General features: G+C 62.1%; 9 protein-coding genes. 6 read left to right on the top strand and 3 right to left on the bottom strand.

The features are described 5' to 3' along the window. Window positions 1-50: 50 nt before the first annotated feature. Together HMPREF3172_RS05170 and brnQ are read right to left on the bottom strand one after the other, a co-directional pair. Window positions 51-1181, bottom strand: coding sequence for an alcohol dehydrogenase catalytic domain-containing protein (locus tag HMPREF3172_RS05170; RefSeq protein WP_070515945.1), 1131 nt, complete (start codon window positions 1179-1181; stop codon window positions 51-53). Window positions 1182-1239: 58 nt separating this feature from the next. Continuing rightward, window positions 1240-2625: a branched-chain amino acid transport system II carrier protein gene (gene brnQ / locus HMPREF3172_RS05165; RefSeq protein WP_083281426.1), complete on the bottom strand. Its 1386-nt coding sequence runs from the start codon at window positions 2623-2625 to the stop codon at window positions 1240-1242. A 129-nt stretch (window positions 2626-2754) separates the two neighbouring features. Here brnQ and HMPREF3172_RS05160 point away from each other — a divergent pair, with 129 nt between their 5' ends. Together HMPREF3172_RS05160 and HMPREF3172_RS05155 are read left to right on the top strand one after the other, a co-directional pair. Then, window positions 2755-3957 carry an aminotransferase-like domain-containing protein gene (locus HMPREF3172_RS05160; protein WP_070515942.1) on the top strand — a complete coding sequence of 401 codons (1203 nt, stop codon included), beginning with the start codon at window positions 2755-2757 and terminating at the stop codon, window positions 3955-3957. 191 nt (window positions 3958-4148) lie between these two features. After that, complete coding sequence (locus HMPREF3172_RS05155) at window positions 4149-5630, top strand: alanine/glycine:cation symporter family protein (protein ID WP_070515940.1); 1482 nt, start codon at window positions 4149-4151, stop codon at window positions 5628-5630. Window positions 5631-5642: 12 nt separating this feature from the next. Here HMPREF3172_RS05155 and HMPREF3172_RS05150 read toward each other — a convergent pair whose 3' ends face one another. After that, window positions 5643-6665 carry an alpha/beta hydrolase gene (locus HMPREF3172_RS05150; protein ID WP_070515938.1) on the bottom strand — a complete coding sequence of 341 codons (1023 nt, stop codon included), beginning with the start codon at window positions 6663-6665 and terminating at the stop codon, window positions 5643-5645. A gap of 171 nt (window positions 6666-6836) precedes the next feature. On the opposite strand from HMPREF3172_RS05150, the gene HMPREF3172_RS05145 reads away from it, so the two are divergent. Genes HMPREF3172_RS05145 through HMPREF3172_RS05130 form a run of 4 tightly spaced genes read left to right on the top strand, consistent with a single transcriptional unit; the run spans window position 6837 to window position 12661 of the window. Beyond that, a complete protein-coding gene (locus tag HMPREF3172_RS05145) occupies window positions 6837-7817 on the top strand; it encodes an ABC transporter permease (RefSeq protein ID WP_019174325.1) in 981 nt (326 codons plus the stop codon). Next, entirely contained in the window at window positions 7814-8791 is a 978-nt protein-coding gene (locus HMPREF3172_RS05140; RefSeq protein ID WP_231864054.1) for an ABC transporter permease, read from the top strand. Before HMPREF3172_RS05145 ends, HMPREF3172_RS05140 begins: the two co-directional genes overlap by 4 nt. Continuing rightward, a complete protein-coding gene (locus HMPREF3172_RS05135; protein ID WP_070515936.1) occupies window positions 8784-10943 on the top strand; it encodes an ABC transporter ATP-binding protein in 2160 nt (719 codons plus the stop codon). The genes HMPREF3172_RS05140 and HMPREF3172_RS05135 overlap by 8 nt, the downstream gene beginning before the upstream one ends. A 23-nt stretch (window positions 10944-10966) precedes the next feature. Then, window positions 10967-12661 carry an ABC transporter family substrate-binding protein gene (locus HMPREF3172_RS05130; protein WP_070515933.1) on the top strand — a complete coding sequence of 565 codons (1695 nt, stop codon included), beginning with the start codon at window positions 10967-10969 and terminating at the stop codon, window positions 12659-12661. The last annotated feature ends 440 nt before the right edge of the window (window positions 12662-13101 follow it).

The raw sequence follows: 13101 nt of genomic DNA, 5'->3' as shown, positions 1-13101 counted from the left end.
AGAGCGGGCGAGGCAGATGGCCTGCCCCGCCCGCTCTGTACGCCCGAATGTCAGACCGTGGCGGTTTCAGCGGATTCGTCGAACACGATCACCTGGCGGATGGCGCGCCCATCGGCCAGCTGGTCCATGGCCTCGTTGATTTCGGACAGACGGATGCGCGAGGAGATCAGCTCGTCCACCGGCAGCTTGCCCTCCAGGTACAGCTGCGCGTAGGTCGGGATGTCACGGGACGGCACCGCCGAACCCAGGTAGGACCCCTTGACTTCGCGGGCACCGGCGGTCAGTGCCAGGGGCGCAATTGTCGAGGTGGCTGCCGGGTTGGGCAAGCCGACCGTCACCATGGACCCGCCGAAGCCGATCGCGTTGTACGCCGTTTCGAAAGCCTTGGCGTTGCCGGCAGCTTCGATGACCCTGTCGGCGGTGATGCCCTGTTCGGCGACTTCCTGAGGTGTGAAAACGCGGCCAGCGCCGAGTTCCTTGGCGCGCTCGAGTTTTTCCTCAAGGGCGTCGACAGCGATGACCTCTTTGACGTCTTGCGCCAGCGCCACGATGAGCGCAGCCATGCCGACACCGCCCAGACCGACGATCATGACGGAGTCTTCCGGACCGGGCTTGGCGGCGTTGAGCACCGCCCCTCCCCCGGTCAGCACGGCACAGCCGAGCACTGCCGCGATGTCTGCCGGAAGTTCCGGCGGCACAACGACCGCGCTGGCGGCGTCGACAACCGCGTGGGTGGCAAAGCCGCTTACACCAAGGTGGTGGTAAACGTTCTCGCCGTCACGAGTCAGGTGGGCCGAACCGTGCAGCAGAACACCGTCGTTGTTGGTCTTCGAACCAACAGAGCACGGGAGTTTGCCGTCAGTGCGGCACTCGCGGCATTCACCGCAGCGCGGCAGGAACGACATGCTGACCCGGTCGCCCACAGAAATGCCTTCGACGTCGCTGCCGATCTCTTCGACAATGCCCGCCGATTCGTGCCCCAGCAGCATGGGTGTGGGGCGGGGGCGGTTGCCGTCGACCACCGAAAGGTCAGAGTGGCAGACACCCGCCGCTTCGATGCGCACGAGGATTTCAGTGGGTCCCGGGCCTGCCAGTTCGACCTCGGAAATGCTGATGGGCTGCGACTGCGCGTAGGGCCGTTCAGCATCCATGCGCTCAAGCACTGCGCCGGTGATCTTCATCGGGAACCTCCTGAATTCTTCGGCGGTGGTGCTTGAGTCTAAACGCTCAACAGCGCCGTTACAGCGTTCCGCCGGACTTTTCCTTCATCCGGGCGTCAAGACGGGCCGTGTGATCCTGATCGTGACGGCCCAAAACAAAGTGCAAGACAACGCCGATTGCCACACCCACCAGAGCGGGCACGACCCAGCCGAGACCATCAGCACCCCACGGCAGCGCGTCGAGGATCGAATCGACCGCCTCGCCACCCAGACCGGCTTCTTTCAGGCCGCCAAGAACACTGATGACAGCCGTGAAGATGACGGCCAGACGATAGACCAGACGGTCACCTCGGAAAAGCTTCTCGAAGAAGTACAGGAGCACCAGCACCAGAGTGACCGGGTAGACCGCCATGAGCATCGGCAGAGCAAGCGCGATGAGCGCATCCAGACCAACATTCGCAAACAGGAAGCCGATGACCGAGAAGATGATCGCCCACGCGCGGTAGGACACCTTCGGAACAAGATCCGAGAAGAATTCCGCCATCGACGACACCAGACCAATCGAGGTCGTCAGGCAGGCCATGATGATGACAGCCGCCAGAAGAGCACCCCCGACGCCGCCGAAAAGGGCACGCGACACCTCGGCAAGCAGAGCTCCGCCGTTGTCCTGCTCACCCACCGCGGAGCGGCTGGTGGCCCCGATGTAGCCCAGCGAAATGTAGACCAGCGACAGCCCGATCGACATGACGAGCACAACCCACGGCATCTTCCTGCGGATGATGGTCGGGTTGGTCACTCCAACACCGGCAAAGCCGGAAACAACAAGAATGCCGAGTACCAGAGCAGCGACCGCATCAACCGTCAGATAACCCTGAACAAAACCAGTCTGCAGAGCGGCATTTGAATAATCGCCGACCGGCTCACCGAATCCACCCAGAGGGTTGATCAGAGCCTTGATGGCAAACACCGCAATCACAAGCACCAGCACCGGGGCGAGCATCTTGCCGATCCAGTCGACGATCTTCGTGGGGTTGGCGGCCAGCACGAGGGTGATGATGAAGAACACCAGCGCGTACACCACCAGAGGCCACTGCGAATCACCCGCATTCGGCAGAAGCGGGGCGACCCCAACCTCATAGGACACCGTCGCGGTGCGCGGAATGCCGAACGACGGTCCGATCAGCAGATAGGCGAGCACAGTGAAGACGACTCCAAAGGCGCTGCCGACCCTGGCGGACAGGCGCTCCAGCCCGCCCACGCGTGAAACAGCCACAAGCGCAAGTGCCGGAAGGCCCACACCGGTCAGAAGAAAGCCGATCATCGCCAACGGGAACGCAGTTCCCGACTGCTGTCCCAGAAGCGGCGGGAAGATGATGTTGCCCGCACCCATAAACACAGCGAAAAACATCAGCCCGAGGGTGATGACAGTTCTGAAGGGCACGGTCTGAGCAGTCTGGTTGGGCACGGGATCTCCGTTGATTGAAGGGCCTGAGTGCCGCGCGGGCAGGGGGTGTTGCCCCCGCGGAACAGATTCGAGAACGAACACTACCCCTTTGTGCCCCAATCCGCTTCCCAATGCCTTACTATTCCTCTCATGACAGATTTTCGTTCAGCGTTGAACAGGCATCTGGCAGGCATTGGAGCCTCCCCTATCCGCAAACTCTTCGACCTTGCCGAATCCCCCGGCATCATCAGCTTCGCGGGCGGTCACCCCGACCCCGAACTATTCGATGTTGAAGGCATCCGCGAAGCCATGAACATCGTGCTCGACACGATCGGCGGTGACGCGCTGCAATACGGCAGCACCATGGGCGAAAGCAGCATGCTGGCCGCCGCTGCCCGCGAACTGTCCCGCAAAGGGCTGCCCACAGAGCCCGAAGACGTCGTCATCACCTCCGGATCCCAGCAGGGACTCGGACTGATCGCCCAGACCCTCTTCAACGAGGGCGATGTTCTGCTGGTGGAGAACCCCACCTACATGTCCGCCATCCAGGCCTTCGGACTGCAGGGTGTGGACTTCCAGCCCGTTCGGGTGGACGAAGACGGCGCTGACCCTGAGCACCTTGCCGAACAGATCCGCAAACACCAGCCGCGCGGTGTCTACCTGATCCCCACATTCCAGAACCCAACCGGCGTGACAATGCCAGAATCCCGCCGCAAACAGGTCGCCGACATCATGGCCGAAAGCGAAACCTGGCTGATCGAAGACGACCCCTACTCGGCCCTGTGGTTCGATGAGATCTCAGACCTCCTGCCCATTTCCGCTGACCCGCGCCTGGCCGACCGCAGCCTGCTGTGCAACACAGTGTCGAAAACACTGTCACCCGGTCTGCGCGTGGGCTGGGTTCGCGGACCGCGTGACGTCCTGTCGCACATCGGCCTGGCCAAACAGGGCAGCGCCATGCAGACGGGAACCCTCGACCAGCTGATCACCGCCCAGTACCTGGACACCACCGACCTGGACGCGAAAATCGCCGTCCACCGCGCCGCCTACAAGCAGCGCATGGAAACCATGCTGGAAGTGCTCGGCGAAATCCTGCCGGAAGGGTCCGAATTCAACCGACCGACCGGCGGCATGTTCATCTGGGTTCGCCTGCCAGAAGGCTACCGGGCCTCCGAAATGGTCTACAGCGCAATCGAACACGGCACCATCTACGTGCCCGGAAAAGAATTCCACGTGGCAGACCACGACGACCGCACCCTGCGCCTATCGTTCGTTTCGCACACCCCGGAAGTCATCCGCGAAGGCCTCAACCGCCTCGTGCCCGTCTTCGAAAAGTACCGGGCACAGGACTGAACCCTTCGTTCACTTCTCTCCTATTCACTCTCTCCGCGGGGCGCAGCTGCTGACAGGCACTGCGCCCCGCCGGCATTTCCACGTCTTTTCCTGCCCTACAGTGGAACCCGTTCTACAGTGGAAGAAGCGAGCGCCGACAACAGACACATCGTGTGACCACCACACCCCGTCAGAAACCTTGGGAGTCCCCTATGGAAGCCTTCAACGAACTGCTGTCGACCGTCGATGGATGGCTCGGGTGGGTCTTGCTGTTCGCCCTGCTGCCGCTGGGCCTGTACTTCACGGTGCGCACCGGGGTTGTGCAGCTGCGCCTGCTGCCGGAGATGTTCCGCGTCATCAAGGAACCAGCAGGGCACGACAAAGACGGCAACAAGAACATCTCGCCCTTCCGCGCCTTCTCGATCTCTGCCGCATCACGCGTGGGCACCGCCAACATCGCAGGTGTCGCGCTGGCAATTTCAGTCGGCGGACCGGGTGCCCTGTTCTGGATGTGGGTGACCGCAATCGTCGGCGGTGCCACCGCTTTCGTCGAATCGACCCTCGGACAGCTGTACAAAGTGAAAGACGGCGCGGCATTCCGCGGCGGACCGGCCTACTACATTGCGCGCGGACTCAAGAGCCCGTGGCTCGGCTCCGTTTTCGCCGTCATCGTGATCGTCACCTACGGCATCGTGTTCAACACCGTGCAGTCGAACTCGATCGTGGATTCCCTGTCCACCTCGTTCAACATGGATACCCCCAGCTTCGGCTTCAAGGCAATCGTCGGCATCGTCCTCGGTGTCGCCGGCCTGGCGATCTTCCTCGGCGGTGTGCAGCGGATTTCCAACGTCACCGCGTTCATCGTGCCCGTCATGGCCGTCCTCTACCTGTTCCTCGGCATCCTCGTGGTGATCACAAACCTGTCGGCCGTCCCGCCGATGCTCGCGCTCATCGTCCAGCAGGCGTTCACCATGGAATCCGTGTCCGGTGCCGCAATCGGCGTCATCATCACCCAGGGCATCAAACGCGGTCTGTTCTCCAACGAGGCAGGTATCGGTTCGGTGCCCAACGCGGCTGCCACCTCGTCGGCATCGCACCCGGCCAAGCAGGGCCTCGTGCAGGCCCTCGGCGTGTACTTCGACACGATCCTCGTGTGCACCATCACCGGTTTCATCGTCCTGCTGTCGAACCCCGAATACGACGAAGCAGTCGGCGCTCAGCTGACCCAAACCGCCCTGGCTGCCCAGCTGGGCCAGTGGGCCGTGCACTTCCTGACGATCGCGATCTTCTTCTTCGCGTTCTCGTCGATCATCGGCAACTACTACTACGGCGAATCGAACCTCGAGTTCATCACGAAGTCCAAGGGCGCAATGCTCGCCTACCGCATCGTCGTGATGGCCTCGGTGTTCATCGGCGCCGTCGTCGCCCTCGACACCGTCTGGACGGCGGCGAACATCTTCATGGCCATCATGGCGGTCATCAACCTGGTCGCCGTCGTCATCCTGTCTGACAAGGCGTTCACGGTGCTCAAGCACTACATGAAACAGCGCCGCAGCGGCGAAGACCCCATCTTCCACCAAAAGGACTTCCCCGAGTTCGAAGGCGTCACCGCGTGGGACGGCACCGACGAAGTGACCACGAAGGAATTCTGGGAACGCCAGCGCCAGAAGAAAGCCGACAAGAAGAACGGCTGACCGCAGCGAGGGTCAGCCGGCGATGTAGCCGCGGGCGAACTGCTCCAGCTGCCGGGCGGCCGTCTGGAAGGCGCTGCGGTCGGACAGGAAGACGTCGTGGACGGCTCCTGCCACTCGGGCGAGCACGGCCACTCGTCCCAGCCTGACGGCGCGCCGGGCGATCCGATCAACGTCCAGCACAATGTCCGAATGCGCCATCTTCGTCGTGTACGAGGTACCACGGAAGCTTTCCTGGGAGATCTGCACGAGCACCGGTTCCTGAATGTCTAAGCCGGCTGCCACCTCCTCGTGCCCATCGAAGATCGCGCGCAGCCACTGCCCGTAAACCGGGAAGCCGTTCGGCGGTTTGAGCGCCAGATCCCACGGCGGGGCGCCGTGATTCTCGCTGGCCGCCTGCACGTAGAAGTTCGGGATGGCCAGCGGAAGTGCACGAGGCGCCCTCTCCTTGCGCTTGCTGCTTCCCAGGAATGGGGTGGTGATCCGCCGGGCCGCGGCAGAGAACTGAAACTCAAGCCACGGCGCGTTGAGGGCCAGGGCTTTAAGCCGACCCGGATTTCTGTTGGCCCACAGTGCCGCAATGAGCCCTCCAGTGGAGTGCGCCGCAAGAACTGTCCGACTAGTCGGATTCTCTGCGCTGATGATGGCGAGTGCGGCTTCGATCTCTTCGTCATAGGTCGCCAGGTCATCGATGTAGCCGGGCATTTGGTCAGGATCGCCGGGCCGCAGGTTACGGCCGTAGTCCCGCAGGTCCAAGGCGTAGAACCGCGCACCGAAGCTCGTCCACAGGCGCGCCAAACGGCGGTTGAAGAAGTAGTCTGACCAGCCGTGCAGGTAGAGAACCGCTGTGTCGCGCAGGAAATTTTCCCCTGCCGGCTGACTTCCCGATTCGTCTTCGGGCACGCGCTCTGCCGCAAGTGCCGCATCAAGTGCCGAATCGCACCGAACAAGAGTCGCCCTCTGCCCATTGGCAAGCGGAAGGGCAAGCTGCTGAAAACCGGGACCGAGGATGTCCCGCTGCCATTCGCAGGATTCCATAACTCAACTTTACTGGAGGGTTTTTTGACGATTTTTTGAGGATTCGGCCACAGGTGTCCGTGACTTGCATTACTATCGATGCATCCGATGTGTTTCACATCACGGCACTGGTGCCGTGGTTGAAGAACATCGGGCACCCCCTGTGAATGTCCCCGACACCAATGAGACCAGATGATCGCCTACATCCTCCGGCGAGTTGTCAACTACGTGATCCTCACGGCACTGGCAACCACGTGCGCGTACATGCTGACCTCCAGCTTTATGGACCCGGCGAAGCGCTATCGCGGTAAGAATCCCCCACTTCCCGAAAGCACCATCACCGCCAAACTCGATGAACTCGGCGTCAACCCCGACACCCCGCTCATCACCCGAACCTGGAACTGGGCGACCAACATCCTCTTCCACGCAGACTTCGGTCTAACGGTAGGCGGGCAGCCCGTGCTGACCGAAATGCTCGGCCGCTCCGTTGTCAGCCTGCGCCTGCTGATCGTCGGCAGCATCCTCGGCGCCCTCCTGGGTGTGGCGATCGGCGTGTGGGGTGCAGTCCGCCAGTACAAGGCCTCCGACAACATCATCACTGCGCTGACCTACGTCATCAACGCAACCCCGACGTTCGTCTTGGGCATCATCCTCATGATCCTCGCGACCGGATTCAACAACGCGGTGGGCACACAGCTCATCAGATTTGTGGGGCCGGCAACGCCCGGGGTGCACGGCTTCTGGCCGCAAGTGGCCGACACGATATCCCACATGCTCTTGCCCACCATCGCGCTCGTCGTTTTCGGTGCGGCCATCTACTCCCGCTACCAGCGATCAATGATGCTCGACGTCCTGGGAGCCGACTACATTCGCACGGCCCGCTCGAAGGGGCTCACCCGCAAAACCGCGCTGTGGAAGCACGGCGTGCGCGTCGCCATCATCCCCATGTCCACGTACTTCGCGTACAGCTTCGGCACCATGCTCGCCGGCTCGACGTTCCTGGAGATCATCTTCTCCTGGAACGGCATGGGACAGATGGCCCTTGACTCCATCACCGGCTCCGACATCAACGCGGCCGCCGGCACCACCTTCTTCGCGGCAGTGCTCGTTCTGATCTCCTCCACGCTGTCAGAAGTGCTCTACGCCGCGCTCGACCCCCGAGTGAGGTCATGATGAACAAGAAAACCGCGCACAACGCAGACCCCTCAATCAACGCAGCACCGACCGCAGACATCGAACGTCCGGCAGGCAACATCGGCGAAGACGCCCTGAAGACAGTTGCCGACGCCAAGCCGGTTTCCCGAACCCGCCTGATCTTCCGCAGGCTGTTCTCATCACCGCGCTTCTGGATCGGCGGTTCGATCCTTGCGTTCATGGTTCTGTTCGCCGTGTTCGGCAACATGTTCAACATCTACGGGCCGAACGATCAGGACGCCTTCAACCTCAACAAGGCGCCGTCGGCCGAACACTGGTTCGGAACCGACACCGACGGCTACGACATCTACGCCCAGGTGGTCGTCGGCCTGCGCAAGTCGATCATCATCGGTCTTGCCGCCGGCATCATCGGCACCATCATCGCGGCCATCATGGGCTCGCTCGCCGGCTACCTGGGCGGCAAGGTCGAAATGGCCATCAACTGGCTGATCAACTTCATGCTGGTGTTGCCGTCGTTCTTCGTCCTGCTGCTGTTCGCCCCCGCACTCAAGGGACTGTCGTGGGTCGCGATCATCATCATCGTGGCGCTGTTCGCGTGGATGGTCACCGCGCAGGTCGTGAAAGCACAGACCAAGTCACTGCGCAACGCCGAATTCGTCCAGGCTGCCCGCTACATGGGCCTTGGCACACCCACAATCCTGGTTCGCCACATCATCCCGAACATCGCATCGCTGCTCATCGTCGACGCCACCCTCGGTGTGGTCGGAGCCGTGCTGGCTGAAACGTCGCTGTCGTTCTTCGGCCTGGGCGTGCAGTCGCCTGACATTTCAATCGGCACCCTGCTCTCGGCGGGAACCTCCGGCGCGGTCACCCGCCCCTGGGTCTTCCTGTTCCCCGCCGCCGCCCTCGTACTGCTGCTGACAGCAGTGTCCGTCGTCGCCGACGCACTGCGCGATGCCATCGACCCCACCTCAGGAGTGAACCGTGGCTGACACCGAACTCTCCACCCAGACCACCGCCTCGGGCGGTGCTGTAGACGAGGCTCCCGTCCTCGAAGTCGAAAACCTTTCCGTCACCTTCCCCCAGCGGAAGTCCGCCCCCGTCCAAGCCGTCCGCGGAGTCAGCTACTCCGTGAAGAAGGGCGAGTTCCTCGCGATCGTCGGTGAATCCGGTTCCGGTAAGTCCGTGTCGTCCACCGCGGTCATGGGGCTTCTGCCGTCAACCGCGCAGATCAGCGGCGACATCCGCTACAAGGGCGAATCGCTCATCGGCAAAACCGACCACCAGATGTCGCGCCTGCGCGGATCGAACATCGCGATGGTCTTCCAGGACCCGCTTTCGGCACTCAACCCGGTCCACCCGGTGGGCAAGCAGATTGTGGAAGCGCTCATCATCCACGACCCCAAGCTCTCGAAGGAAGCAGCGTGGGAACGCGCGGTTGAACTGCTGCGGACCGTCGGCATTCCCGACCCCGAAAACCGGGCGAACGCCTTCCCCCACGAATACTCCGGCGGTATGCGCCAGCGAGCCATGATCGCAATTGCGATCGCGAACGACCCCGACCTCATCATCGCCGACGAACCTACAACGGCACTTGACGTGACGATCCAGGCGCAGATCATGGAACTTCTGCGCAAGGCACAGGAAATCACGGGGGCGGCCATCGTCCTCATCACCCACGACCTCGGTGTTGTTGCCGGCTACGCCGACAAGGTGGCCGTCATGTACGCCGGGAAGCTCATTGAGACCGGCAGCATTGACGACATCTTCTACCGGCCGCGCATGCCATACACCATCGGCCTGCTGCGCTCCGTGCCGAACGTCGTCACCGCCGGCAAGGAGCGCCTGGTACCGCTTGAAGGTCGGCCTCCGCAGCTGAACGCGCTGCCGAAGGGCTGCCCCTTTGCGGAGCGCTGCCCGATTGCCGTCGAGGCCTGCCTTGAAGCCGAACCGGATCTTCAGGAGGTCCACGGCGAGGTGCCGGCCGCGGAATCCGTGGTCGACTCCGAGGGTCACTTTGCGGCCTGTATCAGGGCTGACGAGATCGATTCGGGTGCGCTGAAAGCCCACGAGATCTTCCCGCGCCCCGAACCGGTTGAAATCGTCGACCGTTCGGGTCGGGAAAAGGTTCTCGAGGTGACTGACCTCGTCAAGCACTTCCCGTTGACGAAAGGCGCTGTTTTCCGCCGTCGCGTGGGTACCGTCCGGGCTGTCGACGGGATCTCCTTTGAGCTGCAGACCGGGCAAACGCTCGGCTTAGTGGGCGAATCCGGATGCGGTAAGTCGACTGCTGTCACGCAGGTCATGGAGATGAAGAAACCCCAGTCGGGCACCATCAGCATCAACGGCATCGACGTCGAAAGTGCAAGTCCTCAGCAGCGTCGGGAAATGCGCAAAGACGTGCAGATCGTCTTCCAGAACCCCTCGGCTGCTCTCGACCCGCGCCTGCCGGTGCTCGACATCGTGGGCGAACCGCTGACCGCCCACGGCGTGGCAGCAGCAGACCGCGAAAAGCGAGTCGGCGACATGCTCGAACTTGTCGGACTCGACCGCAGCATGGCATCGCGCTACCCGCACGAATTCTCCGGCGGTCAGAAGCAGCGCATCGGCATTGCCCGAGCACTCATCACCGACCCGAAGGTGCTCGTGCTGGACGAACCGGTGTCAGCACTCGACGTGTCGATTCAGGCCGGTGTCATCAACCTGCTGGAAGACCTGCGCGACCGCCTGGGACTGTCCTACGTTTTCGTTGCCCACGACCTCGCGGTTGTCCGCCAGATCTCCGACGTCATTGCCGTTATGTACCTGGGCCGCATCATCGAATACGGGCCCGTGGCAGACGTCTACGAAAACCCCAAGCACCCGTACACGCGTGCGCTCATTTCGGCTGTACCGGTTCCAGACCCGGAGGTCGAATCCAAGCGCACCCAGGTGCTTCTGGAGGGCGATCTTCCTGCACCCACGCAGGAATTCACGGGGTGCGCGTTCGTGTCGCGCTGCCCCCTCTACAAGCTGCTCGACGCTGACGCCCAGGCCAAGTGTCGAGAGGTCAGTCCCGAACTGCGCAAGGTTGGGGAATCGGCAGCCGCGTGCCACCACACGGAAAACAGCGGGCTATTGGAGAAAAGCCACCCTACGGTCTGAACGACCCCGGAGAAAGGAAACTCATGGCAATCAAGAAGACGCGCTTGAGCGCCCTGGTAGCCGCAACAGCGGCGGCAGCGCTGGTGCTGTCGGCATGCCAGAGCGGCGACAGCGGCTCAGCTGGCGGCGGCGAAGGCGGCGGCGACCAGCCTGAACTGCCAAACGTCGACATGACGAAGGCCGAAGCCGACGAAGTTCAGGACGGCGGCGAACTGACCCTCCCCCTGACGGAATGGCCCGGCAACTTCAACATCAGCCAGGCTGACGGCGCCCTCGTCGACGTTAACGACATGTACGGTCCGACCGTCAGCGGCGGCATCAAGCTCGACGCTGAGGGCAAGGCTGAAGCGAACCCTGACTACATCGAGTCGATGGAGCTCACCGGCGACAACCCGACGACCGTCAAGCTGAAGTACAACAAGGACGCTGTCTGGGACGACGGCACCCCGATCGACGGTGAAGACCTCAAGGCCTTCTGGGAAGCCACCAATGGCAAGAAGGAGGACTACCAGGTCGCTTCCACCCAGGGCTGGGAGAGCATCAAGTCCGTTGAAGTCGGTTCCGACAAGAAGGAAGTCACCATCACCTACGACGGTGTCTTCGGTGACTGGCAGAACTACGTGTTCCCGCTGCTGCCCAACGAAGTTTCGTCTGACGCCAAGAAGTTCAACGAAGGCTTCAAGGACGAATTCGTGCCGGCTTCGGGTCCGTTCAAGGCAACCAAGCTCGACAAGAGCGCCAAGACCGTGACGATGGAACCGAACGACAAGTGGTGGGGCGACAAGCCGAAGCTGGACAAGATCACCTACCGCGTGGTCTCGCAGCCGCAGCAGGGTCAGGCCTTCGCCAACAAGGAAATCGACCTCGTTAACATCGGCACCGACGGTGACGCCTACGAAACCGCTAAGAACCGCGGCGACGCGAAGATCTACAAATCGACCGGTCTGATGTACACGCACCTGACCATGAACGCCACCCGCCCGGGCCTGAAGGACGAAAAGGTTCGCGAAGCCATCGGTATGGCAGTCAACCGCGACGTCATCGGCCAGGCTGCTGTCGGTCCGGTTGAAGCTCCGGTCATCAACGTCAACAACTACACGTTCATGCCCGGTCAGGACGGCTACCAGGACAACACGGACGGCTGGGCACAGCACAAGCCCGAAGACGCCGAGAAGATCCTGCAGGACGCCGGCTACGAAAAGAACGACGACGGAGTCTACGAAAAGGACGGCGAAAAGCTCGAATTCTCGGTTGTCGTTCCGGCTGACACCGCTTCGAACGAAAAGCGCGCCAAGCAGGTCATGAACGACCTCAACAAGATCGGCATGAAGGTCAAGCTGGACACCGTCCCGGCTGACAAGTACTTCACCGACTACGTGACCCCGAAGAACTTCGACATGGTGACGTTCTCCTGGCAGGGCACCCCGTTCCCGATCACCACGACCGCGAACCTGTTCTATCCGGCTGAATCGCAGCAGAACTACTTCGGTATTTCGAACGAAGACATCGGCAAGGCCGTCAAGGCCTCCCAGAACGAAGCGGACCCGGACAAGCGCCTCGAACTGGCCAACGAAATGGACAAGCAGTTCTGGGCTGAAAAGGTCATGATCCCCTTCTACGCCACCCCGACCGTCCACGGTGTTTCGGAAGACGTCGTGAACCTCGGTTCGGCGCAGTTCGAAACCACGGACTGGACCATCGTCGGCCACAAGAAGTGATCAGCTGAAGCGCCGACGCTGAGGCGTTGACGCGCTGAAGCTGAGGCGCTGGCGCTGACGTTGACGCGCTTAAGCGGGGCTCGGGTAAACACCCGGGCCCCGCTTCTTTGTGCCTGCGGGGTGGCGGGTTGGCACAGCGCTCGCACGCCAGACTCACGCTTTAATGCAGAATCACGCACTAATGCGGCACATTAACCCGTGAACACGCATTACACCGCAAATCTGCGTCACCGGGCCGAACAACGAGGCGGAGGGACGGAATTATCGGCAACGTCCGGCTTGGTTACCGACGGGCTGGCTGCCAGAGGGCCAAACTCGCGGCGGCCGGCTGGGCTGCCGGCAGCTGAAGTGCAGCCTTAGCGGTCCAGACTCACGCTTTAATGCAAACTCACGCCGTAATGCGCCGCATTAACGCGTGAAAACGCATTACACCGCAAATC

The organism is Brevibacterium sp. HMSC08F02, from assembly GCF_001807555.1.
GTDB lineage: Bacteria > Actinomycetota > Actinomycetes > Actinomycetales > Brevibacteriaceae > Brevibacterium > Brevibacterium ravenspurgense.
The sequence above is the reverse complement of the archived record's forward strand: the minus strand, read 5'-3'. Positions and strand labels throughout refer to the sequence as shown.

Excerpts from the sequence above, each read along its gene's own strand:
- HMPREF3172_RS05140 (WP_231864054.1), top strand. The coding sequence starts at position 7,814 with ATGATGAACAAGAAAACCGCGCACAACGCAGACCCCTCAATCAACGCA.
- HMPREF3172_RS05150 (WP_070515938.1), bottom strand. The coding sequence starts at position 6,665 with ATGGAATCCTGCGAATGGCAGCGGGACATCCTCGGTCCCGGTTTTCAG.
- HMPREF3172_RS05170 (WP_070515945.1), bottom strand. The coding sequence starts at position 1,181 with ATGAAGATCACCGGCGCAGTGCTTGAGCGCATGGATGCTGAACGGCCC.
- HMPREF3172_RS05130 (WP_070515933.1), top strand. The coding sequence starts at position 10,967 with ATGGCAATCAAGAAGACGCGCTTGAGCGCCCTGGTAGCCGCAACAGCG.
- HMPREF3172_RS05155 (WP_070515940.1), top strand. The coding sequence starts at position 4,149 with ATGGAAGCCTTCAACGAACTGCTGTCGACCGTCGATGGATGGCTCGGG.
- HMPREF3172_RS05145 (WP_019174325.1), top strand. The coding sequence starts at position 6,837 with ATGATCGCCTACATCCTCCGGCGAGTTGTCAACTACGTGATCCTCACG.
- HMPREF3172_RS05160 (WP_070515942.1), top strand. The coding sequence starts at position 2,755 with ATGACAGATTTTCGTTCAGCGTTGAACAGGCATCTGGCAGGCATTGGA.